Source organism: Paenibacillus sp. FSL R10-2778, assembly GCF_038593035.1.
Classification (GTDB): domain Bacteria; phylum Bacillota; class Bacilli; order Paenibacillales; family Paenibacillaceae; genus Paenibacillus_AQ; species Paenibacillus_AQ odorifer.
On sequence record NZ_CP151956.1, the window covers coordinates 1,906,069 to 1,931,181 of the forward strand.

Annotated in this window: 25 protein-coding genes and 1 riboswitch; of the genes, 23 read left to right on the forward strand and 2 right to left on the reverse strand. The window is 45.5% G+C overall.

The window, feature by feature from the left end; all coding sequences use genetic code 11:
* Positions 1–169: 169 nt before the first annotated feature.
* On the forward strand, positions 170–715 hold the full coding sequence (locus NST40_RS08170) for a hypothetical protein (protein WP_081387621.1): 546 nt from the start codon (positions 170–172) through the stop codon (positions 713–715).
* A gap of 439 nt (positions 716–1,154) precedes the next feature.
* On the opposite strand, the gene NST40_RS08175 is transcribed toward NST40_RS08170, so the two are convergent.
* A complete protein-coding gene (locus tag NST40_RS08175) occupies positions 1,155–2,405 on the reverse strand; it encodes an FAD-dependent oxidoreductase (RefSeq protein WP_076277655.1) in 1,251 nt (416 codons plus the stop codon).
* A gap of 176 nt (positions 2,406–2,581) precedes the next feature.
* Here NST40_RS08175 and NST40_RS08180 point away from each other — a divergent pair, with 176 nt between their 5' ends.
* From NST40_RS08180 to NST40_RS08230, 11 genes are all read left to right on the forward strand, one after another.
* Positions 2,582–2,815 (forward strand): spore coat protein, encoded by a 234-nt coding sequence (locus NST40_RS08180; RefSeq protein ID WP_036683535.1) that lies wholly within the window; start codon positions 2,582–2,584, stop codon positions 2,813–2,815.
* 30 nt (positions 2,816–2,845) lie between these two features.
* A complete protein-coding gene (locus NST40_RS08185; protein ID WP_076126401.1) occupies positions 2,846–3,229 on the forward strand; it encodes a spore coat protein in 384 nt (127 codons plus the stop codon).
* Positions 3,230–3,486: 257 nt separating this feature from the next.
* Positions 3,487–3,987, forward strand: a complete 501-nt coding sequence (locus NST40_RS08190) for an Lrp/AsnC family transcriptional regulator (protein WP_036683529.1) — start codon at positions 3,487–3,489, stop codon at positions 3,985–3,987.
* 13 nt (positions 3,988–4,000) lie between these two features.
* Positions 4,001–5,221, forward strand: a complete 1,221-nt coding sequence (locus tag NST40_RS08195; protein ID WP_076277656.1) for an aminotransferase class I/II-fold pyridoxal phosphate-dependent enzyme — start codon at positions 4,001–4,003, stop codon at positions 5,219–5,221.
* A gap of 251 nt (positions 5,222–5,472) precedes the next feature.
* Positions 5,473–5,661 (forward strand): aspartyl-phosphate phosphatase Spo0E family protein, encoded by a 189-nt coding sequence (locus NST40_RS08200; protein ID WP_232061510.1) that lies wholly within the window; start codon positions 5,473–5,475, stop codon positions 5,659–5,661.
* Positions 5,662–5,832: 171 nt separating this feature from the next.
* The gene (locus tag NST40_RS08205; protein WP_076126402.1) at positions 5,833–6,399 is read left to right on the forward strand and encodes a cob(I)yrinic acid a,c-diamide adenosyltransferase; all 567 of its coding nucleotides are present in this window, start codon (positions 5,833–5,835) and stop codon (positions 6,397–6,399) included.
* 1 nt (position 6,400) lies between these two features.
* Positions 6,401–7,387 (forward strand): RluA family pseudouridine synthase, encoded by a 987-nt coding sequence (locus NST40_RS08210; protein ID WP_076219945.1) that lies wholly within the window; start codon positions 6,401–6,403, stop codon positions 7,385–7,387.
* A 193-nt stretch (positions 7,388–7,580) separates the two neighbouring features.
* Positions 7,581–7,946: an arsenate reductase family protein gene (locus NST40_RS08215; protein ID WP_076219946.1), complete on the forward strand. Its 366-nt coding sequence runs from the start codon at positions 7,581–7,583 to the stop codon at positions 7,944–7,946.
* A gap of 60 nt (positions 7,947–8,006) precedes the next feature.
* Positions 8,007–8,906: a 5'-3' exonuclease H3TH domain-containing protein gene (locus NST40_RS08220; protein WP_076126491.1), complete on the forward strand. Its 900-nt coding sequence runs from the start codon at positions 8,007–8,009 to the stop codon at positions 8,904–8,906.
* A 163-nt stretch (positions 8,907–9,069) separates the two neighbouring features.
* Positions 9,070–9,951, forward strand: coding sequence for an ROK family protein (locus tag NST40_RS08225; protein WP_051491338.1), 882 nt, complete (start codon positions 9,070–9,072; stop codon positions 9,949–9,951).
* 210 nt (positions 9,952–10,161) lie between these two features.
* Positions 10,162–11,178, forward strand: a complete 1,017-nt coding sequence (locus NST40_RS08230) for an HRDC domain-containing protein (protein WP_076277661.1) — start codon at positions 10,162–10,164, stop codon at positions 11,176–11,178.
* Positions 11,179–11,265: 87 nt separating this feature from the next.
* Here NST40_RS08230 and corA read toward each other — a convergent pair whose 3' ends face one another.
* Entirely contained in the window at positions 11,266–12,201 is a 936-nt protein-coding gene (corA, locus tag NST40_RS08235; RefSeq protein ID WP_036684479.1) for a magnesium/cobalt transporter CorA, read from the reverse strand.
* Positions 12,202–12,598: 397 nt separating this feature from the next.
* Positions 12,599–12,727: riboswitch (SAM riboswitch) on the forward strand.
* Positions 12,728–12,842: 115 nt separating this feature from the next.
* Here corA and metA point away from each other — a divergent pair.
* From metA to NST40_RS08290, 11 genes are all read left to right on the forward strand, one after another.
* Entirely contained in the window at positions 12,843–13,763 is a 921-nt protein-coding gene (metA, locus tag NST40_RS08240; RefSeq protein WP_076126410.1) for a homoserine O-succinyltransferase, read from the forward strand.
* Between the two features lie 36 nt (positions 13,764–13,799).
* Positions 13,800–14,972, forward strand: a complete 1,173-nt coding sequence (locus NST40_RS08245; protein WP_076103991.1) for a PLP-dependent transferase — start codon at positions 13,800–13,802, stop codon at positions 14,970–14,972.
* Between the two features lie 627 nt (positions 14,973–15,599).
* Positions 15,600–16,736 carry a cyclic dehypoxanthinyl futalosine synthase gene (gene mqnC, locus NST40_RS08250; RefSeq protein WP_076184682.1) on the forward strand — a complete coding sequence of 379 codons (1,137 nt, stop codon included), beginning with the start codon at positions 15,600–15,602 and terminating at the stop codon, positions 16,734–16,736.
* Between the two features lie 528 nt (positions 16,737–17,264).
* Positions 17,265–18,107: an SPFH domain-containing protein gene (locus NST40_RS08255; RefSeq protein WP_076218318.1), complete on the forward strand. Its 843-nt coding sequence runs from the start codon at positions 17,265–17,267 to the stop codon at positions 18,105–18,107.
* Between the two features lie 11 nt (positions 18,108–18,118).
* On the forward strand, positions 18,119–18,289 hold the full coding sequence (locus NST40_RS08260; RefSeq protein WP_036684471.1) for a toxin-antitoxin system HicB family antitoxin: 171 nt from the start codon (positions 18,119–18,121) through the stop codon (positions 18,287–18,289).
* A gap of 506 nt (positions 18,290–18,795) precedes the next feature.
* Complete coding sequence (gene thrS / locus NST40_RS08265) at positions 18,796–20,736, forward strand: threonine--tRNA ligase (RefSeq protein WP_076135889.1); 1,941 nt, start codon at positions 18,796–18,798, stop codon at positions 20,734–20,736.
* A 136-nt stretch (positions 20,737–20,872) separates the two neighbouring features.
* A complete protein-coding gene (locus NST40_RS08270; RefSeq protein WP_254857054.1) occupies positions 20,873–21,721 on the forward strand; it encodes a 3D domain-containing protein in 849 nt (282 codons plus the stop codon).
* 146 nt (positions 21,722–21,867) lie between these two features.
* Positions 21,868–22,011: a hypothetical protein gene (locus NST40_RS08275; protein WP_156113077.1), complete on the forward strand. Its 144-nt coding sequence runs from the start codon at positions 21,868–21,870 to the stop codon at positions 22,009–22,011.
* A gap of 236 nt (positions 22,012–22,247) precedes the next feature.
* The gene (liaF, locus tag NST40_RS08280; protein WP_305953552.1) at positions 22,248–23,324 is read left to right on the forward strand and encodes a cell wall-active antibiotics response protein LiaF; all 1,077 of its coding nucleotides are present in this window, start codon (positions 22,248–22,250) and stop codon (positions 23,322–23,324) included.
* Complete coding sequence (locus tag NST40_RS08285; protein WP_076126420.1) at positions 23,325–24,401, forward strand: sensor histidine kinase; 1,077 nt, start codon at positions 23,325–23,327, stop codon at positions 24,399–24,401.
* Positions 24,402–24,404: 3 nt separating this feature from the next.
* Complete coding sequence (locus tag NST40_RS08290; protein ID WP_036684464.1) at positions 24,405–25,058, forward strand: response regulator transcription factor; 654 nt, start codon at positions 24,405–24,407, stop codon at positions 25,056–25,058.
* The last annotated feature ends 55 nt before the right edge of the window (positions 25,059–25,113 follow it).

Below are 25,113 nucleotides of genomic sequence, written 5' to 3' on the forward strand. Positions count from 1 at the left end.
ACAAGCTTTGAATTGAGCAGTCCCACTCTTTGTGGGGTATCTTAGGAGGAAATCATGAAGATTCTCACCCGAGTTCTGTTTCTGTCAGCGATTGCTTTTATAGCAGCCGGTATTATTTATTTAATGATGAATTAAATTTAAAAGTGAAAGTATGAAGGAGATTATAAAGATGGAAACAACTGTATGCCCTTGGTGTCATACTGAAATTGTATGGGACGAGGAATTTGGACCTGAGGAGAATTGTCCTCACTGTAACAATGAGCTTAGCGGATACCGTACGGTCACTGTTGGGATTGACGGCATCGAAGAAGAAGAAGTAGAGGAAGTCGTAGAGGAACCCAAACAAGAGGTTGTTAATGACGATGATCTTTGGGGAGCGCCTGATAAAGACAGCGTAGTTCCAATCTATAATACGCTTAATCAATTCGGCGATGATTATGACTTGAACAAGTACGAAGAGAGTGTCTCAGCTATTCTGGCCATTCAGGAGGAAGCTCCGGAATGTACTCAATGCCATGAGCTTACGATCCTTGCGGGTAAGCAGCCTGTGAGCGGCTTTGAGCCGTCTGCTCCAGCTACACTAGGTAAGTCGGTATTAACCGCTCCATTCTCACTCAATGTTTACGTATGTCCTTCCTGCTTCCATGTTCAGCACAGTCTGGCACAGGAAGATCGGATTCAGCTCGTACGCAATTTGAGCAACGCTCAGGCGTAAGAATAAGTATATAAAAAAAGGGGCGGTCCCATAAGCTAATAGCTGCTGGGGCGTGCCCCTTCTTTTTTTGGACCTTACTTGACCGTTGACCGTTGTCGGAAGCGTGCGAATATGTAATCACTGTCGGATGCGCATAGTAACCCGCTAACGGACACAACCGGCCTTAATCGCACCATTATCCGATATTTGGAATGCTATCGGACTCGAGTGCAGCTATTGGCTTGAAAAACGCCTATATATGGGCCTCTTTCCAAGGATAGCATCACTGGAGTCCGAAACCTTGCATTAAAGGCTAAAAACATGTAAATAACGTCAACTGTGTCCGTAAGCTCCATGGGATGATGGATTTATGATTGAAGCAGGGAAAATAAAAAGCGGGGTTGTCCAAAAAGCAGTGAAGCGGCTGCGAGGGCCAGCCCCGTTTTTATTATCTACAAAATCAGTTCTGTTTCATCACGTCCAAACTCTTAGAAGGAGAGGGTTTGGCTGACCGGGTGAGTGAGAATAAATCTAACTCAGGCCGATGTTTGCCGGCAATCGTATCCGTTAACAACTCCGCAGCGATCATACTGTACACCGTCCCATTGCCTCCGTAGCCCTCGATGAAGTAACAGTGAGGGAACTTTGGATGTGGGCCGATATATGGAAGCCCATCACGAGTAGAACCGAACACAGCACCCCAGGAGTACTCCAGCTCAATGCCTTTAATTTCTGGAAATAAGGCTTCAAGCTCTTCGAGCAATTTTTGACCTTGAGAAATCACTCGGACCTCACGACGTTCGGGGTCTGTCAGCTGCTCATCCTTACCTCCTGCAATAATCCTGCCTTCAGGGGTTGTCCGAAAATATAAATAAGGGCGGGCTGTCTCCCACAGCAGGCTACGCTCATGCCACTTTGGAAAATCCTTTAGAGGTTTGGTCATCACTGCATACGTGTTGATCAGCTCAGCGCCCCGGTCTTTTTTGAATTCCTGTGTTTCATAACCCATTGCAAAAATAACGTCCTTGGCAATAATCCGGCCACTTTCTGTATGGCAAATCACACCATCCTCAGTAAACTCATAATGTTTCGCTTCGCTCTGTTCAAAGACGCGGACGCCATTCGACGCTGCCTTGGCGATTAGGCTGTGCACCGTTCGATAAGGATTCGCTTCGGCATCCCCACGGGAATAAAGTCCTGCTGGTTTTGAAAAAGAGTACAGAGCTGCAATCTTATCCTCTTCCCAAAATTCAGAATCGAAGCCATTAGCCACGAGATTCTCATATTCTTCCCGCAATGCAGGTACATCCGCAGGAGTGCTGGCATACAAAAGACTGCTGCGAGGAATGATCTGCGGATCGATATCGAGCTTGTCCGGCAGGTCCAGAATGTTCCTTACCCCAGCCTGGCATAACTGATAAAAGAGCAAACCGTTCTTTTGCCCAAAGGTGTTCATGCATGAGGTTAACGATTTATCGTTGGAAATCTGCAGGAGTCCAGTGTTAGCATGCGAGCTGCCGCTGCCGACCCGTCTTTTTTCGATCAGAACAGCATCCGCTCCAATTAAGGACAAGCGATAGGCGGCCATTGCCCCACCCATTCCGGCGCCTACAACCAGGCAATCACAATGAATAGTACCTTCTAGAGAGGGGTAAGTTGGAGGGTTCTGTAAAGTGCTTGACCAAGGTGTATTTCCACTATTTAAATTCATGAATTGTTCGCTCCTTCATTCGTGCCGTGATTTAGTATTGGCGGCATTTTATCGTCTCATTCGCGGTATGTTCTTATTTCTGTCATAACTCTCTAGTGCCTTCCGGCAAATAAATCGCGGGCATAGGCGGCATACTAAAGCCTGTATGAATCAACTACAAGGAGGGACTACAACAAATGCAATCAACGCAAATGCAAGCGCTAAGTGGTAAGGAATTGGAATATATCGCTGACTCCATCTCTAATGAGGACTTGCTTCTTAAGCAATGTGCAGCAACAGCTGCGACAACACAGAATCAACAAGTTCGTCAAATTTGTATGCAGCATATGCAAAATCACACCAAACACATGACTGAGCTCACTCAGTTAATCCAACAACATCAACAATACGCGCCAACAAGCCCACAATAATTGCAATATTAATTCTAAGGAGGTTATTTAATGAACGCGCAAAATACTGGGGCATTTATGCCGGATGAGGATTTACTAAACACCATTTTGTGTGATTTGAAGCGGACCGTACGCGAATATGCTACAGCTGCTACAGAATCAGCATGTCCAGCCGTTCGTAGGGTTTTTAACACTATGACCATGGACACTTTGCAACTCCAAGGTGATTTATACACGCATATGTCTCAACTGAATATGTATCCTGCACCTGCAAAAGCATTGCGCCAAGATGTGGACAAGCAGCTTCAAACCGCACAGCAAATGCAACAGCAAACCGGGCAATTTGTTCAACAAAAAACCGGGCAATTTGGCGCATACGCTCAGAATGCTCATATCCCGGCTAACGGACAACATCAGCCTTCCCATTTAATGTAACCATGATGGTTGGCGAATGAAGCAAATCACTTCATGTGTGGAGATAACGCCCGTTTTTACTGGTTAAATCCGGTAGAACGGGCGTTTTTTCTATTTTTTTGTGTATGTTCTATGTAAACTCTGCCTTTCATGGAAGCTCCTATGGGGTTATTTTGTTTGCAGAGATGCACATTTCATGTCATATTAGTATTAAACTCTTTTCGCGGGGCGACGCATTAATAGCGTACCGTCATTGGCGAACTATCCGGAGGGAAGGCATGAAGGAAATGAACGAGCTTAAGAGGAAAGTGCTGGAACTGCTTAAGGAAGACGCGAGAAGATCTACTGCACTCTTAGCAACGCTGCTTGGCGCGGAAGAAGAAGATGTGAAGACTGCGATTGAGCAGTTGGAGAAAGATCATGTCATTGTAAAATATGCCGCCGTTGTAAACTGGGATAAAGTGGACGATGAGAAGGTAACCGCACTGATTGAGGTGCAGATTACGCCTGAACGAGGGCGTGGTTTTGAAGGGATTGCCGAGCGAATCTACCTGTATCCACAGGTCAAATCAGTTTATCTGATGTCTGGTGCTTATGATCTTCTGGTGGAAGTGGAAGGCCGGAATTTACGTGAAGTGGCCAATTTTGTATCTGAGAAGCTGTCTCCAATTGATTCAGTACTTTCAACCAAAACGAATTTTACCCTTAAAAAATACAAACAGGACGGGATCATCTTCGAAGAGCATGAGGAAGACAACCGTCTGATGATCTCTCCATAAAGGAAGTAATCATATGATCACGAATAAATCGCAGCTAACTGGAGAAGACAGCAAATCAATGGATTCTTATTTGGCCCCGTTGGTACAGCAAATTCAGCCTTCGGGTATCCGCAAGTTTTTTGATCTGGCTGCAGGCAGTAAGGATATCATCTCTTTGGGAGTCGGAGAGCCTGACTTCAAGACCCCCTGGCATGTCAGAGAAGCTTGCGTCTATTCGCTGGAAAGAGGGTTTACAGGGTATACATCCAATGCAGGGATGCCTGAACTGCGGGAAGGGATCGCGAATTACTTGCACAGCCGTTTTGCTGTGGAATATGATCCTGCCAATCAAATTATAGCAACCGTTGGCGGAAGCGAGGCCATCGATTTGGCACTACGTGCGCTGATTTCACCGGGGGATGAAATTCTGATTCCGGAGCCTTGTTATATCTCTTATTCGCCGATCACCGCGATTGGTGGAGGAATACCTGTAGGTATTGAAACGGTTGGTGAGAATAACTTTAAACTTACTGCGGAAAGCTTGGAAGCCAAAATCACTCCGCGCTCCAAGGTTCTGATTTTGTGTTACCCAAGTAACCCTACGGGAAGTGTAATGACCCGAGAAGATTGGGAGCCGATTGCTAAGGTAGTAAAGAAACATGATCTTATAGTGATTTCAGATGAGATTTATGCAGAATTGTCTTATGGCATTAATCACGTCAGCTTTGCCTCTTTACCAGGCATGATAGACCGTACGATTCTGGTTAGCGGCTTCTCCAAAGCTTTTGCAATGACCGGATGGCGGATGGGGTATGCTTGTGGTCACCCGGATCTTATCGCTGCAATGCTTAAGATTCATCAGTATACTGTGATGTGTGCTCCTTCTATGGGACAGGTGGCTGCACTTGAAGCGCTGACCAATGGGATGGAAGAGAAGGACCGGATGGTGGATTCCTATAACCAACGGCGGAGGTTGATCGTCAAGGGCCTACGCGATGCAGGGCTAGAGTGCCATGAGCCGCAGGGCGCCTTCTACGCTTTTCCAAGCGTGCGCAAGACAGGGCTGACTTCTGATCAATTTGCTCAGCGGCTTTTGCTTGAATACAAGGTTGCAGCTGTGCCTGGAAGTGTCTTTGGATTAGGTGGAGAAGGCTACTTGCGCTGTTCTTACGCCACATCAGTATCCCAACTGAACGAAGCAGTAGAACGCATTGGTGCTTTTGTCACAAAGCTTACACGTGAGAGAACGGATTAGTGAAAATTGAACTATAGCCGATCATACAATCCTATGGTATTATTTTACTTTGAGAGTAATTAGCCCCTATAATAGAACTTAAAAGGATTCATTTACTCTGGAACTAAGGCGTTGCTTTGAAGTTGCTTTATTTAACTTTTATGCTCTTTTGCAGCACGCGCTCAATAATACTTTTGGGAGGGATGATTGTGCTTAGCGCCGATTATTACTTACCTTCCTATGGTGGGAAATGTTTCTCTGGAAATGGGAAAATACCCCCCAAGGGTGATGCTTCTGCTCGCATACTCTCTCTGGAAGATGAAATTAGAATACTCCGCAGCAAGATGGAGCAGCTTTTCCTGCAGGAAAAATCATTCACTTCGGATAATGTGATTGAAATTAGCAGTTTATTGGACCTCAAAATAAATGAGTATATGAAGGGGCGTCCAGCTGGAAAATAGTGCTGCTGAATGCTCTTGAGAGGACCCTAGGGTCCTCTTTTTGTTGTGCACTCTTACTAATGATGGTGTTTTTGTTTATACTCTTAATTTGCTATCTTTATTGCCTTCCTTATAGCAGAAAGCTTAAACTATCAGTATATGTTTTTTAAGAATGGATAGGAGGCTTAAACCATGGCGATTTATACACGTACGGGTGATGCAGGTCAGACCTCAGTGATTGGCGGCCGGGTCGGCAAGGATGATGTCCGCGTCGAGGCCTACGGAACGATCGATGAGCTGAATTGTTTTGTAGGGCAAGCACGAAGCCTGATGGAAAGTGATAATTTCGACGATGTCCGCGAGCAATTGCTCGAAATACAGCATGAGCTGTTTGATTGCGGCACGGATTTAGCATTTGTTAGACTTGCTGATGGTGGTCAATATATGGTGACAAGTGAGATGGCTCAGCGGCTGGAAGGCTGGATAGATACTCTACAAGAGGAGAATCCGCCACTTGAGAAATTTATCCTGCCAGGAGGTAGTCAGCTGGCTTCGGTTCTACATGTATGCCGCACGGTTTGCCGTCGTGCAGAACGCCGGGCGGTTACCTTAGGGCGAACTGCGGACATTAACCCAGAAGCGGTGATTTATCTCAATCGATTGTCGGATTATTTTTTTGCTTTGGCTAGAACGGCTAATACACGGTCAGGGATTACTGATGTAGAATACATCCGCAGTAAAAAGGTGTTCCGAGACTAATATGACAAGCTATTATTCACCCATTACTTATATCATACCGCCTGAAGAGGATGACTTCCTGCTGAAGACCATCCTGCACAAACGGATGGATGTCTCACGCAAGCTGCTCTCTCGCCTGAAGCAGACGGAGCAAGGCATTACATTAAACGGTGAACGTGTATACATTAGTGTGCATGTAAAGGCAGGAGATACCGTGCAGATTCGCATGGAAACGGAGACTTCGGATGATATTTTGCCGCAGCCGATTCCATTTGAGATTTTATTTGAAGATGAACATCTGCTAGTGGTTAACAAGGCAGCGGGAATTATAGTTCATCCCACACATGGACATTACACCGACACGCTTGCCAATGGTGTGGTTTATTATTGGGCACAGAAGAATGAACGCTTCCGTTTCCGGCCTGTTCACCGTCTGGATCAGGAGACCTCCGGTGTGTTAGTGATCGCCAAAAATCCTTACAGCCATCAGCATATTTCCGAGCAGATGATCGCCGGTACTGTGGATAAGCGTTACGCTGCATTTGTTCACGGGGTTCCTGCGGAGTTATCCGGCGATATCGACGGCCCTATCGATCGTGATCCTGAGGAGCCACATCGGCGTATCGTGACACCGGATGGATATCCTTCCCTAACCCGATATGAGGTTAAGCAGGTGTATTCAGCTGGCTCTAGAGTTGAACTAAAGCTGGAGAGTGGGCGTACGCATCAGATTCGGGTCCATATGACCTCAATCGGCTGTCCGCTGATTGGGGACAGCATGTACCGTCATGAGCTGTACAATCTACCAGAATTGACTTCAACTCAAAGCGAGCAATTGGAGACCGTTGCAGCACTCGATGCTTCCATACCGCGTCAGGCACTGCACGCAGTGCGTCTGACGTTCAAGCACCCTGTGCTTTTGCAAGAAATGATTTTCGAAGCCCCGTTGCCACCTGACATGGCAGCCTTGGAGAAAATATTGGAGCAAGGTCCGACAGCGGATTTGTGATAAAATTATAATTCAGGCGATGGAGTGGCGAAGGGGAGGATTGGAACTGTAGGAGCGATAGCGACCGCCTTTGTCTGCGGATTTCAACCGTGTTTAACGGTAAAATTGAAGAAATCTGTAGACAACAGCGGCCGGAAGTTCAAACATTCCCCGTAGTTACGATATTATTAGCCGATTATTAAAGGAGCACAGCATGAGCAAATTAAAAGTATTTCAATATCCCAAATGCAGCACCTGCCGCAGCGCAGTAAAATGGTTGCAGGGACAAGGTCATGAGCTGGAGCTTCAGCACATCGCAGAGCAGCCACCTACGGTGGACGAGCTGCGTGAGCTGCTCGCGAACAGCGGCCTTGAGCTGAAAAAGTTTTTTAATACAAGCGGTGAAGTATATAAATCATTAGGTCTGAAGGACAAGCTTCCCCAGCTTACGGAACAGGAGAAGTTAGAGCTGCTCTCAAGCCACGGGATGCTGATCAAACGCCCGATTGTCACCGATGGAGTTAAAGTTACGGTGGGATTCAAAGAAGACCAATATGCCGATACTTGGGCTAATGTTTAATATCAATACAACGATCAAGGGAGAGGTTTATAAGTGAGAACAGATACAACGGGCCGGGTAATGCTTGTAGATGGAATGGCTCTGCTGTTCCGGGCCTTTTATGCGACCTCTTATGGAGGATATATTCGCAAGACAAAGGAAGGTTTACCGACGAATGCGGTATATGGATTTTTGCAGTATTTTTTTGATGCAGTAAGTACGTTTGAGCCTTCTCATGTCGTATGCTGCTGGGATATGGGTAAAGGAACGTTCCGTACCGAGAAATATGATGGATACAAATCCAACCGGATCGAAGCTCCGCTGGAATTAATTCCGCAATTTGATCTAGTAAAAGAAGTAGTGGCTGAGCTAGGTGTGCCAAACATCGGTCTTGCCGGCTATGAAGCAGATGATTGCATTGGTACGCTAGCATCCTGTTACAGCGATAATTCTGAGGTTTACATTCTGACGGGTGACCATGATATGCTGCAGCTTATTGATGAGAATGTTAAGGTCGTCATTATGAAAAAAGGACGCTCCAACTATAAAGTTTATGACCTTGCAGAATTGCTTGAGGATAAAGGTCTAACCCCTAGACAGGTTATTGACCTGAAGGGCTTTATGGGCGATACAAGTGATAATTACCCTGGTGTAAAAGGGATTGGTGAGAAAACCGCGCTGAAGCTGTTAACGGAATACGGTACAGTTGAAGGTGTAATTGAGAATCTTCACTTGCTCCCTAAAGGTGTACGGTCCAAAATTGAAGCCGACCTTGATATGCTGCATCTATCAAGAGAGCTGGCTGAAATCCGTTGTGATGTGCCTGTGGTCTGTGAGCTGGCGGAAGCTTTATGGCAATTACAACGGGAAACAGCCGCGCGTAAATTTCAAGAACTGGAATTTGGCAGCCTGATGCATTTGATCGCTGAGGTGCAGGACGAACGGGGAATTGTACAGATTGAGTTAGGTGATCTGGGTTAAGGAGAGTCTCCCTTCATGCAAAAAAGCATGAAGGGAGTTTTATTATTGTGATAGCGCTTCATCCAACGTATAATAAGGGCTGTTGATTGTTTTATTTTATATTAATTTTTATTTTCAAACTGGATGGCGGATTATTGCTTAATGGAGAAGGGAGATAGTTGCTATGAAGTTATTGGGAGCGATTGAAGCAGGCGGAACGAAGTTTGTATGCGGAATTGGTTATGAGGACGGTACCATTCTGGACCGAGTTAGCTTTCCGACAACAACACCGGAAGAAACGATGGGACTCGTAATCGACTATTTTAATGGGAAGAATGTAGAAGCTTTTGGTATTGGATCGTTTGGACCGATTGATCCCGTGCTGGACAGCCCTACTTATGGTTACATAACAACGACACCAAAACCTCACTGGGGACAATATAATTTGGTAGGTACAATGGCTGAGCAATTTAACGTGCCGATCGGTTTTGATACGGATGTGAATGGTGCAGCGCTTGCGGAAAGTAAATGGGGAGCGGCTAAAGGTCTGGACAGCTGCCTTTATATTACGGTTGGGACAGGCATTGGAGCGGGAGCAGTAGTTGGAGGTCAGATGGTGCATGGATTGTCTCATCCAGAGATGGGACATATTCTAGTTCGCAGACATCCAGAGGACACGTTTGAGGGCTACTGCCCTTATCATGGCGATTGCCTTGAAGGGTTAGCCGCAGGTCCGGGGATTGGCAAACGCTGGGGACAACCAGCAGGCGAGCTGCCTGTTGACCATCCAGCTTGGGATATGGAAGCTCATTATCTTGCACATGCACTTATGAATTACGTGTTGATTCTGTCTCCCGAAAAAATCGTAATGGGCGGTGGTGTCATGAAGCAAAGCCACTTGTTCCCGCTAATTCGTACCAAGCTGCAGGAGCTGCTGAAGGGTTATGTTCAGCATCCAGCGCTCAATACCGACATCGATAATTATGTTGTGCCACCGCAGCTTGGAGATAATGCAGGACTTGCAGGTGCGATTGGACTGGCAACTTTAGCTTTGGCAAGGAACTAGTATAAAAAGATATTGACTGTTAGGAAATATATGGTATTGTAGGATCTAACAGTATAGCATTTAATGAGGGAGCACCTCTTTCACGTTTATCGTGAGAGTGGTGCTTTTTTGCGTTTTCCGAGTCTGACAGTGTGGGATTCACATCAGCGAATAAGTAGCTCAGACCGGTAGGTATAGTGCTTGCTGAAGACTAGAAAGGCAGGGATGAATATGCAAATTGTATTTATGAATCGCTTATCCAGAATATCTGGGGTGGATCAAGAGGTGTTCGCTCAGCTATGGATTGGAGAGGAAGAAGGAGTGTGGAGCCTGGGCTGGCGTGATTTTTCAGGCGGTGAGGAAACACAGGAGCATTTGTGGTACGCGGGTGGTTCATGGAATGAAATGCTTTGTGTTTACAGGCATGAGCTGGCGGTGAAGATGGGGGATGGCTATCGGCCGTTGATTGATGGCGTATTTCATGAAGAAGACGGCCTTACCGGGCGTAATCAGGAGCAGCTAAGGCTGCAATATTACAGTGAATATAATGGGAACGAAGCTATTTATGAGGAGTTATGTGCTTGGCGCCGCAGCCGAGCTTCTAGTGAACGGAAAGCCCCTTACATTCTTGCCAGCAATCGTTTGTTACGTTTGATAAGCACTTTCTTGCCGCATACACCAGAGGAGCTGCTGCAGATCCCTGGTGTAGGGGAAGGAAAGGCAGCCCAATATGGCACGGATTGGTTGGCTATAACCTCTACGGCTGCAAGGGAACATTCCTTTCCTTTGAATTGGGTACACCAAGAAATTGAGGAGGATTCTTTTGTATCCTGGCTCTATAAACAGAAAGAGGTCAAATATAAGAAACAGCTAGAAAGACTGCGATTACGGCGAATTCTGCTGCAAGGGATCGAGAATGGGTTAGGGTTAGAACAGCTTAAGGTGAACAGTGGAGTGAACCGTCGCGAACTGATTGAGACGGTAGAGGAGCTGGAAAGAGAAGGTTATTGCGTGGAGAAATTGATCGAGGTAGAACTGAAAAATGTGCCGCATAATGAGCAGGAGGCGATATGGAATGCCTATGCAGAGGTAGGAGATCTTTTTCTAAAGCCAGTGCTGCATAAGGTGTATGGGGAGGATTTTTCAGCAGCAGAAGGGCTGGATAGCTATTATGAACGTCTGCGGCTGATCCGCATTCGTTTCCGGCGGGAGCAAGCTCCTAAAGTGGGCATGGCGACCAGTTTCTAGTAGCTTTTTTATCATATCAAAAAGACGAAGGCTTCCTTACACCATAGGGTTAAAGGGCCTTCGTCTTGCCTATTCGTCCGTTTATTTTCATAGCCATTCTTTCTTGCGGAATACATACAGCATCCCACAGCCTAACGTCAACATTAGACCTATAACGGCAAAATAACCGTATTTCGTATGCAATTCCGGCATATGATCAAAGTTCATCCCATAGATTCCGGTAATTACGGTCAAAGGCATGAATATCGTTGTAATCGCGGTAAATACTCTCATAATTTCATTGGCGCGGTTGGCGATACTGGATTGGTAGGCCTCACGTAAGTTGCCCATGAGATCGCGGTACGTCTCAAAGGTTTCGGATATTTTAACTGCATTTTCATAAATGTCGCTAAAGTATTTCTGCAGCTGATCATCAATCAGACGGAGGTCTTTTTTATTCAGGGTATTGATAACCTCTTTCTGAGGTCCCAGCATCTTCTTTAACCATAAGATCTCACTTCGCAGACCGATAATCTCACTCAGATGAGATTTCTTGGTATGCATTAGGATATCCTCTTCAAGCTTCTCAATCCGGGCTTCAATTCGGTCACCTACGGAGAAATAATTATCTACGACAAGGTCGATAAGCAGGTAAAGGAATTGGTCGGGTTCGCTAACCTCTTGTTCCCATAACATGGGCTTCAGTACGCGTAGCTCGTGAATCTTTTGTTTCGTTACAGTAATAATATAATGTCTGCCCAAGAATATATTGAGCGCCCGCAGGAAGATTTCCTCATCATCAAAGCGGATGCTGTTTACAACAATAAAGTAATGACTTTCGTATATTTCGATCTTTGGACGTTGATCCTCTTCACTAAGGCAATCCTCAACAGCGAGATCATGCAGGTTGAACAGGGGCTGAAGCAGCTCCAAATCCTCCACATCTGCATCAATCCAATAGAACCCTTCTGTTGGGGGTGTCAATGTTTCATCAATTTCATCAATAGGTGTAAAAACCCCTGCATTCACCAGCCGGATTTTCATCTGATTCCACTCCTTCTATCCCCGGGTCTTCACCAGGGACTGCTAATTAAGCACAGAGAAAAAAATCAGCTTGGCCGGCGTTACAATCAATACAAGAGGCCGAATGACGATTCGAGGGCATGAAGAAGAACTGCTCCCGCCGCCGGCAAGCTGATGATTATCCTGTGTGGTTGCTCATTCTGTACACTTAATTGCGAGCTCGGGTCGCCTTCCATTCTTCTTCTCACCTCTTCTTTTCGTTCAGGTATGAAATACTTGTCTAGTATAACAACGGAGTATGCCTCTTTCAAGCAAATTTATTGTTACTTTGAGGCTACTTCAGCATTGTATGGACTTGACGAAAAGGAGGTTCATGATTTAAAGTAAATTTTAAAGAAATTTAATTGAATACAGCTAAATCTTATCAAGAGCAGGTGGAGGGACTAGCCCTATGAAACCCGGCAACCGGCGTGTGAACGCACGGTGCTAATTCTTGCGGAACTTTGCTGACGACTAACCTCGTCCAAAAGTTTCTGGCAGATGAGAGAGGCGCATATGACTGTAGATATGACCTTTCTCGTTTTCCGAGAAAGGTCTTTTTATTGTTCAGAAAGCCGCGATGTGACAACATAACCTAAATACAGTTAAGGAGTGGAAAGACAATGCCAATTAAAATTCCCGACAGTTTACCAGCAAAAGAAATACTATCCGGTGAAAATATTTTTGTGATGGATGATAGTTTGGCTTTCCATCAGGATATCCGCCCACTAAGGATTGCTATTCTGAATCTCATGCCGACTAAAGAAACGACGGAGACTCAATTGCTGCGTTTAATAGGAAATTCACCGCTACAAGTTGACGTTACCTTGCTGCATCCACGCTCACATACTTCTAAGAATACTTCTGCTGAGCATTTGAGAAGCTTTTACAAAACTTTTGACGAGATCAGCCACCGCCGTTTGGATGGTCTTATTGTTACAGGAGCACCCGTAGAGCAAATGGAGTTTGAGGAAGTATCCTATTGGGAAGAGCTAAAAGAGATTTTTGAATGGAGCAAGGATAATGTGACCTCGACCATGCATATCTGTTGGGCGGCACAGGCAGGGTTGTATCATCATTTTGGTGTTCGTAAAGTGGCTTTGCCTGAAAAATGTTTTGGAGTATTCTCCCATACGATTAATCAAAATAACATTAAATTGCTGCGCGGCTTTGACGAGGTATTCCATGTACCGCATTCCCGTCATACCGATGTCTCCCGCGAAGATATTGAGAGCAATCCAGATCTGCAGATTCTGGCGGAATCCGAAGAAGCTGGTATGTATCTAGTAGCTACGACCGACGGCAAACAAATATTTGTGACCGGACATTCCGAATACGATCCATTATCCTTGAAATGGGAATATGATCGTGATTTGGAGAGGGGCATGGAGATGGCCTTGCCGAAACACTATTTCCCTAAAGATGATCCAGAACGAACACCTCCTGCAGTGTGGCGTGCACATGCCAACTTATTATTCTCTAATTGGCTCAATTACTATGTATATCAAGAGACACCTTACGATATCGACCCGATTGTTTATTAAGATCAGCGCTACATTACAATTTAGGAGGCATTTATCATGGACGACAAACTTAGGATTGAAAGCAGACTGGCACAAATAGGTTCACAAGAAGATCCGGCTACCGGAGCCATTAATTTTCCTATCTATAATGCTACGGCATTCCGTCACCCGAAGCTTGGGCAGAGCACAGGTTTCGATTATAGCCGTACCAAAAGTCCAACCCGTTCCGTACTAGAGAATGCGGCTGCGGAATTGGAGTCTGGTGATGCAGGTTTTGCCTGTAGTTCTGGGATGGCAGCTATTCAAACCATATTTACTCTGTTTGGGCAAGGCGATCACTTGATCGTTTCGCTGGATCTTTACGGCGGGACCTATCGTTTGTTGGAACGAATTATGTCCAAGTTTGGAATCACTGCTTCCTATGTAGACACGAATGATTTGGATGCGCTTGAGGCTTCACGTCTTCCAAATACGAAGGCGATATTTATTGAAACGCCAACGAATCCTTTGATGATGGTTACGGATATTGCGGCCGTAGCTACTTGGGCCCGTCATCATGGGCTGCTCACAATTGTAGACAATACACTGCTGACTCCATTTTTCCAGCGTCCTCTGGAATTAGGTGCAGACATTGTAGTCCATAGTGCTACCAAATATTTGGGCGGACACAATGATGTTCTTGCTGGTCTTATTGTATCTAAAGGGGCTGAATTATCCGCTGAAATAGCGATTCTACATAACTCTATTGGCGCTGTGCTTGGGCCAACAGACAGTTATCAGCTGATGAGAGGCATGAAGACACTGGCCCTGCGTATGGAACGGCACGAGAGTAATGCGCTAGCAATTGCCCGCTATCTACAAGAGCATCCGGCGATTGCGGAAGTGTTCCACCCAGGCCTGCCGGATCATCCGGGATATGAAATCCAGAATCGCCAGTCCTCGGGCAATACCGGAATTTTTTCTTTCAAATTAAAAGATGCCAGATACGTAGAACCTCTGCTTCGTCATATCCGGCTTATTGCCTTCGCGGAGAGCCTCGGCGGGGTTGAATCGCTAATGACCTATCCTGCAGTACAGACGCATGCCGATATTCCTGTGGAAATTCGGAATGCGGTGGGTGTAGATGATCGATTGCTGCGCTTCTCGGTTGGCATTGAACATGCGGAGGATCTAATTGCTGATCTTGGTCATGCTTTGGAGGCTGCGCGGGCGGAAATCGAAACGAAGTAAAAGTAACGGCAACCCAGATCGGCACCGAATTGCTGGAAAATATCGAGGATCTATCTCAACGTTGATTTAGAGCTGGTGTTGGACGCAGGATGAAATAGAGCTGTCTCATAAGCCGGGAATTGGCTGCTGGGATAGCTCTTCTTTTTGGACTTTTTGCTATTGGACACAGCTGACCTTAGACACAGCATTATTACACATTTGGAATGTTAACGGACTCCACAGCAGCTATTGCGCTAAAAACCTGCCTTCATGAGTCTCTTGTCAAGGAATAGCGTCGCTGGAGTCCATAACTATGCTCCAAAGGCTAAATACTAACTAATAACGTCATCTGTGTCCGGCAGCCTCCAGGAATTTTGATTCACCGGGTGCAGGCAGCAATGTAAGGACTCTTTCTGCTGGATGGTATCTTGCTAAGAAAGTAAAAAGTTTTTCAAGCTGTTCAGATTGTGATACGATGAGGAAATGAACTGTTCATTTATTAAAATATAAGGTATAAGTTACATACTGTACTTTATCCTTATGTTACTACGAGAAACGGTTGTTATCTCTAAAGGACGACAACGTTATTTTTCTTGTGATTTTGTGAATCTACCATATCCCTAAGGGTTTAAAAGGAGGATGCGAACGATGAGTACGATAGATCTTATTTTGGATAAAGCCCTGCGGGGTGACCGTCTCCAATTGGAAGATACCATCCGACTATTCGAGAGCAACGAAATTGAGAAAATGGGTGCTGCTGCAAACACTATTATGGAACGCTGGCATCCGGACCCGTTAGCCACATTTGTAATTGGCCGTAATATTAACTATACGAATGTATGTGATGTGTACTGCCGTTTTTGTGCTTTTTACCGCAGACCAGGCTCGGATGAAGGCTATGTGCTGCCAGATGAAACGATTTATCAAAAAATTGCTGAAACGATTGCTGTTAATGGTACAGAAATTCTTATGCAAGGTGGAACTAATCCTAACCTTCCATTTAGCTACTATACAGATATACTGCGCGGAATTAAGCAACGTTTCCCTGAGATTACAATGCACTCCTTCTCTCCTGCGGAGATTATGAAGATGAAAGAAGTATCAGGATTACCACTGGAACAAGTGGTTCGTGAAATTCATGCTGCGGGTCTGGATTCCTTGCCAGGCGGAGGCGCAGAAATTCTTGATGACCGTACACGCCGCAAAATCAGCCGGCTAAAAGGCTCGTGGCGCGAGTGGATGGATGTAATGCAGACAGCACATAAAGTGGGTATGAATACAACAGCAACAATGGTGATTGGGCTTGGAGAAAGTATGGAAGAACGAGCTTTGCACTTACTACGTGTACGTGAGGCTCAGGATGAGTGTATTGCCAACAAATATGATTCTGAAGGTTTCTTGGCCTTTATCTCATGGACATTCCAGCCGGACAATACCAACCTGAAGCTGGACAGACAAACGCCTGAGGAATATCTGAAGACGGTAGCGATCAGCCGCCTTGTGTTGGATAATATTAAGAACTTCCAATCTTCTTGGGTCACTATGGGGCCAGAAGTCGGCAAGCTCTCCTTGCAATATGGCTGCAACGATTTCGGCAGCACAATGATTGAAGAGAACGTAGTATCTTCAGCGGGTGCGACTTATAAGGTAAACATCGAGTCGATTACTCAGCTGATTCGCGAAGCAGGCAAAGTTCCAGCACAGCGGAATACACGTTATGATATTCTGCGGGTGTTCGATGATCCTAATGCGAAGATTGATAATGATTTTGTAATGCAGAACTAATATATATTAATTATTAATCAACGCTTGATGCTTGTTAATCCTTAAGTGGATTACTGAGCATCAAGCGTTTTTTTGTAAGGTTAGGATTACGATCATTAGTAAGCCTTATTGCAGAACACATCTGAATCTTCGCTTGTTATATCATCCGCTAGGCGTACGGACTCAGTGGACCTTAATTGCAAATTCAGCGCTTCTTGAGTCGGGGTTCGGACCCCAGCGACGCTATTCCTTTAAAAGAGCCTCATATAGGCTGGTTTTTAGTGCAATAGCGACTGTGGGGTCCGATAGCATAGGGAAAATCGGAAAATGTGGCGTATAAGAGCATCAGTGTCCGATAGAGCAGATGTATACGAACACTATGAACTAATGTTAACTACACAAACGAGGGTTGGTGTGGAGTACGCCTTTTAACGAAGCTTTATATAAATGTGAGCATAAAATTATTTTTATTTCTTTTTATCCATTCACATTATTATCCAAAAGTGATATCATAATCATATCAAAAGAATATCTAGTGGGGGTGCTTTTATGAAAGAGAAAACGCTTCGTCCTATCAGTGGATTTTGGGTTCTCGCCTTAATTGCAGTTTGTTTAGCTGGGGGAATTTATGGTGCGGTTCAAGAGTATGTCGCAGTGCCAGTCATTCTGTTCGTTGTAGCTGGGGTATTATGTACAAGTGTTACGGTTGTGCAGCCCAATAAGTCGGTTGTAGTTACCTTTTTCGGGCAATATGTAGGGACTATCGTTACAAGTGGCTTGTTTGCAGTCATTCCGTTCAGTTTGCGCAAGACGGTTTCCCTCCGCGTACGTAACTTTAACAGTGTCAAGCTGAAGGTTAATGATGTGGAAGGTAATCCGATTGAAATTGCTGCAGTTATCGTATTTAAGGTAATTAACTCTGCAAAAGCGCTTTTTGATGTAGATAAATATATGGCGTTTGTGGAAATTCAAAGTGAAACAGCGCTGCGTCATGTGGCCAGTAAATACCCGTATGATAACTTCAATGAATCGGGCATGTCCCTGCGGGCCAACGCAGATGAGATTGCTAAAGAATTGGCAACCGAGCTGCAAGAACGTTTGTCGATATCTGGTGTAGAGGTCATTGAAGCCCGGCTCACACACTTGGCTTATTCCACAGAGATTGCCAGTACAATGTTGCAACGTCAGCAAGCATCTGCAATTCTGTCCGCTCGTCAAATCATTGTTGAAGGCGCCGTGGGCATGGTCGATATGGCGATTAAACAGCTTAAAGAGAGTGGCGTGGTTGAGCTTGATGAGGAACGCAAAGCGGCGATGATTAATAATCTGATGGTTGCGATCGTGTCGGAGCGCGGAGCGAGTCCGGTCATTAACGCCGGCTCGTTGTACTAAGGCGGTGCATCATGGCGGCCAAGAAAAGCTTTCCACTGCGGATTGATCCGGATTTACATGAGGCGCTGGAACGATGGGCGGGAGAGGAATTTCGCAGCGTAAACGGACATATCGAATACTTGTTGCGTGAGTCTTTGAAACGTGCAGGCCGCTTACCTGAAAAAAAACGGCGAGAGGAATAACCATAGAAGGGCTGTTTCAGCATCCATGTATTGGCTGCCAGAACAGTCCTTATGTGTGTCTTCTGCCTGAGCTTCTATCATTTTGGACCCTTTTCTGACTTGACTGTCAGAGAGGACAGATTTATAATTACTCCATAATTCACGTTAACAGCATTGACGAAGATATGAGTTGATTGTTCTGGACCGTTCAGAGAGAGGAAACTTAGGCTGAAATTTCCTCCGGCATCCTGCTTTCGATTTACCCCTTTGTAGCTGCGGTTTTGAATTCCCTGCAATGGGATAGTAAGAGCTGCCGGTTCATGGTCGTTACTCCATGCTTACGAAGGATTCTATCTTTGCTCCGCTTGAGGTTTCAAGGGAGGCTAGAGAGAATCGAATTTGGGTGGAACCACGGGTGTAATCGCTCGTCCCTTTGCGGGACGGGCGTTTTTTTGTGTGCGTGGATGTTATTGTTCCGCAAAGGTTAAAGGGCCGTTAGGCTTAATTATATGAAGGAGGAATTAGCAATGTCAGTAAGTATTAAGCTTCCGGACGGTTCTGTCCGTGAATACGCAGAGGGTAGCAGTATTGATGATGTAGCAGCTTCTATTAGCAGTGGCCTGCGCAAAAATGCAGCAGCGGGGAAATTGAACGGTATCGTAGTAGATTTATCTACTCCCCTTGAAGAGGGCGCACTGGTAGAGATCGTAACTTTGGATTCACCTGAAGGTCTGGAGGTTATGCGTCACAGTACAGCTCACTTGATGGCTCAAGCGGTTAGACGTTTGTTCGGAACAAAAGAAGTTAAGCTTGGTGTAGGTCCGGTCATTGAAGATGGCTTCTACTACGATATGGATCTGGAACATCCTCTAAATCCTGAAGATTTGCTCAAAATCGAAAAGGAAATGGACCGCATAATTTCGGAGAACCTGCCGATCGTGCGCAAAGAAGTAAGCCGCAAGGAAGCCCTTGAAATTTTCGGTGAGCTAGGTGATCCTTACAAACTGGAATTGATCGAGGCATTGCCTGAAGATAGCGTGATTTCTATCTATGAACAAGGTGAATTTTTCGACCTATGCCGTGGACCGCATGTGCCGTCGACTGCCAAGATCAAAGTCTTTAAATTGATGAATGTAGCCGGTGCTTACTGGCGCGGCGACAGCAAGAATAAGATGCTTCAACGCGTATACGGCACAGCTTGGATTAAAAAAGCTCAGCTTGATGAGCATCTTCGTCTGCTTGAAGAAGCGAAGAAACGCGATCACCGGAAGCTTGGTAAAGAGCTTGAAATCTTTACATTTAATCAATTGGTAGGACAAGGCTTGCCAATCTGGTTGCCTAAGGGTGCCAAATTGCGCAGTATTTTGGAGCGTTATATCGTAGATCTGGAAGCAAGTCTTGGCTATCAGCATGTATACACACCAGTTCTGGGTAATGTTGAGCTGTACAAAACTTCAGGACACTGGGAGCACTATCAAGAGGACATGTTCCCTAAGATGACTATCGACAATGAAGAATTTGTTCTTCGTCCAATGAACTGCCCGCATCACATGATGATTTATAAGAGCTCGATGCACAGCTACCGTGATCTGCCGATCCGTATTGCTGAGCTTGGTATCCAGCACCGTTATGAAATGTCAGGCGCATTGACTGGTTTACACCGTGTGCGCTCGATGACTCTTAATGACTCCCATATTTTCTGCCGTCTGGACCAAATTAAAGGCGAGTTCATTCGTGTAATCGAATTGATTAAACAGGTATACAGTGACTTTGGTATTAATGACTACCGTTTCCGGTTGTCCTATCGTGATCCTAAGGATACTGAGAAATATTATGCGAATGACGAAATGTGGGAAACTGCACAGCGGATGTTGCGTGAGGTTGTAGAGGAAGCTGGACTGCCGTTCTACGAAGCAGAAGGCGAAGCTGCATTCTATGGTCCTAAACTTGATGTGCAAATTAAGACTGTATTAGGTAAAGAAGAGACTCTGTCTACTGTACAAATCGACTTCTTGCTGCCTGAACGTTTTGAACTGGAATATATCGGCGATGATGGTCAAAAACACCGTCCAGTCGTTCTGCACCGTGGAATCTTGGGTACAATGGAACGTTTCGTTGCCTTCCTGTTAGAGAACTTTGCGGGCTCGCTGCCGCTTTGGTTATCTCCACAGCAGGTTAAAGTAATTCCTGTATCGACAGCGTTCGACGATTATGCCAAGGAAGTTACAGACAAGCTGCGTCGCCGTGGTATCTCTGCTGAAGCAGATCTCCGCAATGAGAAGCTGGGTTATAAGATTCGCGAAGCTCAGCTTGAGAAACTGCCATACATGTTCGTAGTTGGCGAGAATGAGATGAACGCTCAGACGGTTTCCATCCGTAAACGCGGGGAAGGCGACATTGGAGCTAAGCCGCTTCAAGAAGTGATTGAGCTCTTGTCTCAGGAAATTGCTGATCGTGTGATCTCCTAGTTTCTTGTAATTAACAACACCAAAATTACGTCTAAATAAGACCTCTGTTATATGCCAATGAGGATCAACTTCTGATCTTCATGTATAAAATTTTGTGAATCGGGAAACCTTCGCTAATAAGGGGGAGGTTTATCACATGAACAAAATGGGCATATTTCAGAGGTTTTGGTGTCTTTTTGTCACCATCGTTTTGCTATTGACCGCTGCTGGAATCATTCCAGAATCTAAGCAACAGGCAGTAGGGGCCATTGGGACAGGAGACACTTTACAGCACACGGGTATTAACAAAACGCTATCGAACGAGTTGCAATATACCAAGGCTAATTCTGTGTTTATGAGAACTACAGATGATAAGGTCATTCTTACGACTGGCCGTGCCACACTTATGTCAAACGAGGCGCATTCCGTCGCACCTGTATTACCTGCAACAACAAAAAATAAACCAGCAGCGACGAAGGCACCGCAGAGCACCAAAGCTCCAACCACTAAAGCAAACGGTGGCAGCGGATCTTCCAAACAGTTACCAAATTCTATTCCTGTAGCCGCACCTGCGGAAGACCAGATCATTACTTCAATGAAAGTGATGGCGACTGGATATACTGCGGGTTATGAATCTACAGGTAAAACATCTAAACATCCCGAATATGGAATTACCTATTCAGGGGTAAAAGTGCGCAGAGACAAAAATACAGTCTCAACCATTGCTGCTGACCCTAAGGTTTTGCCGCTGGGGAGTATTCTTTATATACCGGGCTATGGATATGCCATAGTTGCTGATACGGGCTCGGCTATTAAAGGGCGGAAGATTGATCTGTATTTTGCTACTACGAAACAGGTGTATAAGGAATGGGGCAAAAAATCAGTTGTAGTTCAACTCATTAAGCGTGGTAACGGGACTTGTACGGAAGTCATGCTGAAGAAGCTGAGCCAAGCGATTGAGACTTACAAAGCAGTACCGCAATCCATGCTCGAAGAATCCATTTAAAGGGATTGAACTTATTTTCACTTGGTCATGCATAATAGTGACATCACCTTGCCATAATACGGACTGGGGCAAAGCAATTGCCTCTTCCGAGATGTTCTCTTAGTAAGCATATTCTATGCTGCATAAGAGAAAAGGAGGTGAATTCCGTGGCCAATAACAAGAAATCTAAAGTACAAGAAAATTACAAAACACCAAATGAAAAATACAATGCTGAGTTTGCTGTTGAGAATGACGGCGCTACTAAGCAAAGTGGAAATACTTCTAAACCAGCTCAGAAACCGCAACAATAATGCGCTGACTGAAGCAGAAGACTGCTGAAAAAAAGAGACTGTCCAATTCAGTTAATTACTGAGGGACAGTCTTTTTTCATATATAATGAAGTAAATAGAATTTTATCCCATTCATCTCAGTCTAGAGACCGAGGGGAAGTTCCTTCTCTCGCCGCTGTTTCTCAGTACTTCATTCCTGTAGACTAAGGCTATAAGATTGAAGAAGAGAGCGTTCCACTACTTTAAAGGGGAAATGAATGATGAAAAGAAGGTTCACCAGCCAGGTTTTAGGCGGCCTGATCCTGATAGGGATTGGAGCTATGTTTCTACTGAGACAATTAGGTTACACTGATTTCAGCTTAGGTTACCTGATTTCGAATTATTGGCCGGTAATTTTGATCCTAATGGGAATGAACCGGCTTTTAGGTACAGGGGATGGACAATCCAAAGGTTCTTCACCTATCGGCGGCTTTTTCTTTCTGGCGATCGGAGTGTTTTTCCTTGGACGGAATTTAGATTGGTTCGATATTTCGGCCGGGGATTTTTTCAAAATGTTCATTCCAGTTATGTTGATTGGCGGCGGACTTTATGTGATTTTTAAACCACGCGGTTCAGTACCACCTGTGCCACCAGCTCCACCGTCACCACCAGATCACTTTCCTTCAGGAAAAAGCTCACTAGATGTGGAGCCGCCCAAACCACTGGATTCCACACTTGATGAACAATTTGAGCAAAAATTTGGCAAGGCTTCTGGTCAACGCGACTGGAAGGACTATCTTCAAAAAGATGAAGAAGACGATGAGGACGAAACAGGATCTTATAAGTCCAGCGCTGAAGCACGTTGGCAAGAGAAGCAGGAACGACACGAGCGCAGACGTCAGGAACGTCATGAGCGTCATGCACATAGACATGGTAAATGGCATGAGGAATTCCATGAATCAAATAATCAAAAGGAATCGACCAATCGCTCTGCTTTTATCGGAGATGTCCACATGGGGCGCGAGCATTTCCAACTGAAGAACACGAATATCTCGCAGTTTATCGGCGATACCGTACTGGATCTGACGAATGCACAGATTGCTTATGGCGAAACGAGGATTAATATTTCCGCTTTTATAGGCGACATTAAAGTGTACATTCCGAATGATATGGATCTTGGCATCTCGGTGAACAGCAGTTCTTTTATCGGGGATATGGAAGTTCTGGATCAGTCTCGCAGTGGTTTTATGAGCAGTGTACAGTGCAAGACTCCTTATTATAAAGAAGCAGGCAAAAAAGTCCGTATAAATGTAAGTGCATTTATAGGTGACATTAAAGTTAAAACGGTGGGTTAGATGGGGACAATCTTCAGTAATACCAAATGGTTGCTGTTGTTTTACTTTTTGCTCACTGGAGCGGTAAGCGCAGGATTGATGTATGCAGGCACTTGCCTTGGTTATATCGAAGTGAAGGATTATCGGATGTGGCTGTACTTATGTCTCGGGATTGTGTTGTTCACTGTAGTTATCGGCTATATGGCAGGCCAGCGGATTCAGCGCCGGATTGATCATCTGGATCTGAATATGCTGCAGGTCGCCAAAGGAAATCTGTCCGTGCGGATGCCAGAAAGTGACGATCAGTCTTTTGCCCGAGTGTATCACGAGTTTAATGTCATGATGGATACGGTCGAGAATAAGATGCAACTGCTACAGCGATTGGGTGAACAAGAGGTTATTGAGAAGGAACAGGCAGCGGAGAGTGCGGTGTTGGAGGAAAGAAGGCGTATGGCCCGGGATCTGCATGATACGGTGAGCCAACAGCTTTTTGCCATCCATATGTCGGCTTCTTCGCTGCCTAAAGTGCTGAAGGTCAATGAAGCTCAAGGTCAAATGGTCATGGACCAGTTGATTACAATGTCTCAGATGGCACAAAAACAAATGAGAGCGTTAATTGCACAACTGCGTCCGGTGGAGCTGGAAGGTCGAAATCTGTTCGAGGCGCTGGAAAAATGGTTTCCCGATTATTGCCGCCAGAATGGCTTAAAAGGAATGAAGGAGCTCGAACTTCAGGGCGAGTTATCGGAAGCAATCGAACATCAGCTGTTCCTAATTATTCAAGAGGCGATGGCGAATATCGTGAAGCATGCCGGGGCTAGACTGGTGAGTCTATCGCTGCGTGAAGGATCAAGACAAGTTGTGCTGAGTATCAGTGATGACGGTCAAGGTTTTGAACATGTGCAGCAAAAACAAGGCTCCTACGGTCTCACCACCATGCGCGAACGGGCGGAGAAACTGGGTGGGCAAGTGGAGATTATTAGCCGCAAGGGTGCGGGAACGACGATCCGTGTACATATTCCTAAGTTTGTTCAAGGGAACCCAGAATTAGAGCAGAATAGATCGTTAGGAACAGATACACAGGACGAGGAGGAGTAGAGCATGAGTGTCATAAAAGTGTTGCTCGTAGATGATCATGATATGGTACGGATGGGCCTCAAAACTTATCTAATGCTGGAGCCTACATTCGAGGTCATCGGTGAGGCGGCGAATGGACAAGAGGCGCTGGAGATGCTGCGTGCTGGTGGACATGAAGGTCTGCCTGACCTCGTGCTGATGGATTTGATGATGCCAGTGATGAATGGTGCCGAGACCACAAGAGCAGTGCTGGCTGAATTTCCTGGCCTCAAGATCGTGATCCTCACCAGCTTCCTGGAGGATGATCTTGTTGTAGATGCTATAGAGGCTGGTGCAGTCAGCTACGTGCTCAAAACAGTGTCGGCAGAAGAGTTAATCTACGCATTGCAAGGGGCTTACCGCGGCATGCCAGTCATGACGGGTGATGTGTCACAGGCGCTGACCCGTGGTATTCGCCAGCGCACCGTGCAAGGTGATTCCTCCGGTTTAACAGAGCGTGAGAAGGAAGTCCTGCTGCTTATAGCTGAGGGCAAGACCAATAAGGATATCGGTGAGGAGCTGCATATCAGTATCAAGACAGTGAAGACGCATGTCAGCAATCTGTTGATGAAATGCGAGCTTGATGACCGTACCCAGTTGGCTATTTACGCTCATCGGAAGGGCTGGGCTCAGGGGTAGGACTTGTAGACTAAGGTGCATTACTATTTGAAATGGTTTTAGAAGCTCGGGCCGC

Bases quoted from the DNA above. Each gene is read 5' to 3' on its own strand.
- NST40_RS08220 (WP_076126491.1), top strand. From the start codon at position 8,007: ATGCTTGTAGATGGAATGGCTCTGCTGTTCCGGGCCTTTTATGCGACC.
- NST40_RS08185 (WP_076126401.1), top strand. From the start codon at position 2,846: ATGAACGCGCAAAATACTGGGGCATTTATGCCGGATGAGGATTTACTA.
- NST40_RS08175 (WP_076277655.1), bottom strand. From the start codon at position 2,405: ATGAATTTAAATAGTGGAAATACACCTTGGTCAAGCACTTTACAGAAC.
- NST40_RS08260 (WP_036684471.1), top strand. From the start codon at position 18,119: ATGGCGGCCAAGAAAAGCTTTCCACTGCGGATTGATCCGGATTTACAT.
- NST40_RS08190 (WP_036683529.1), top strand. From the start codon at position 3,487: ATGAAGGAAATGAACGAGCTTAAGAGGAAAGTGCTGGAACTGCTTAAG.
- NST40_RS08180 (WP_036683535.1), top strand. From the start codon at position 2,582: ATGCAATCAACGCAAATGCAAGCGCTAAGTGGTAAGGAATTGGAATAT.
- metA (WP_076126410.1), top strand. From the start codon at position 12,843: ATGCCAATTAAAATTCCCGACAGTTTACCAGCAAAAGAAATACTATCC.
- NST40_RS08230 (WP_076277661.1), top strand. From the start codon at position 10,162: ATGCAAATTGTATTTATGAATCGCTTATCCAGAATATCTGGGGTGGAT.
- liaF (WP_305953552.1), top strand. From the start codon at position 22,248: ATGATGAAAAGAAGGTTCACCAGCCAGGTTTTAGGCGGCCTGATCCTG.
- NST40_RS08290 (WP_036684464.1), top strand. From the start codon at position 24,405: ATGAGTGTCATAAAAGTGTTGCTCGTAGATGATCATGATATGGTACGG.
- NST40_RS08215 (WP_076219946.1), top strand. From the start codon at position 7,581: ATGAGCAAATTAAAAGTATTTCAATATCCCAAATGCAGCACCTGCCGC.
- NST40_RS08245 (WP_076103991.1), top strand. From the start codon at position 13,800: ATGGACGACAAACTTAGGATTGAAAGCAGACTGGCACAAATAGGTTCA.
- NST40_RS08255 (WP_076218318.1), top strand. From the start codon at position 17,265: ATGAAAGAGAAAACGCTTCGTCCTATCAGTGGATTTTGGGTTCTCGCC.
- mqnC (WP_076184682.1), top strand. From the start codon at position 15,600: ATGAGTACGATAGATCTTATTTTGGATAAAGCCCTGCGGGGTGACCGT.
- NST40_RS08285 (WP_076126420.1), top strand. From the start codon at position 23,325: ATGGGGACAATCTTCAGTAATACCAAATGGTTGCTGTTGTTTTACTTT.
- corA (WP_036684479.1), bottom strand. From the start codon at position 12,201: ATGAAAATCCGGCTGGTGAATGCAGGGGTTTTTACACCTATTGATGAA.
- NST40_RS08270 (WP_254857054.1), top strand. From the start codon at position 20,873: ATGAACAAAATGGGCATATTTCAGAGGTTTTGGTGTCTTTTTGTCACC.
- NST40_RS08205 (WP_076126402.1), top strand. From the start codon at position 5,833: ATGGCGATTTATACACGTACGGGTGATGCAGGTCAGACCTCAGTGATT.
- NST40_RS08195 (WP_076277656.1), top strand. From the start codon at position 4,001: ATGATCACGAATAAATCGCAGCTAACTGGAGAAGACAGCAAATCAATG.
- thrS (WP_076135889.1), top strand. From the start codon at position 18,796: ATGTCAGTAAGTATTAAGCTTCCGGACGGTTCTGTCCGTGAATACGCA.
- NST40_RS08210 (WP_076219945.1), top strand. From the start codon at position 6,401: ATGACAAGCTATTATTCACCCATTACTTATATCATACCGCCTGAAGAG.
- NST40_RS08225 (WP_051491338.1), top strand. From the start codon at position 9,070: ATGAAGTTATTGGGAGCGATTGAAGCAGGCGGAACGAAGTTTGTATGC.
- NST40_RS08170 (WP_081387621.1), top strand. From the start codon at position 170: ATGGAAACAACTGTATGCCCTTGGTGTCATACTGAAATTGTATGGGAC.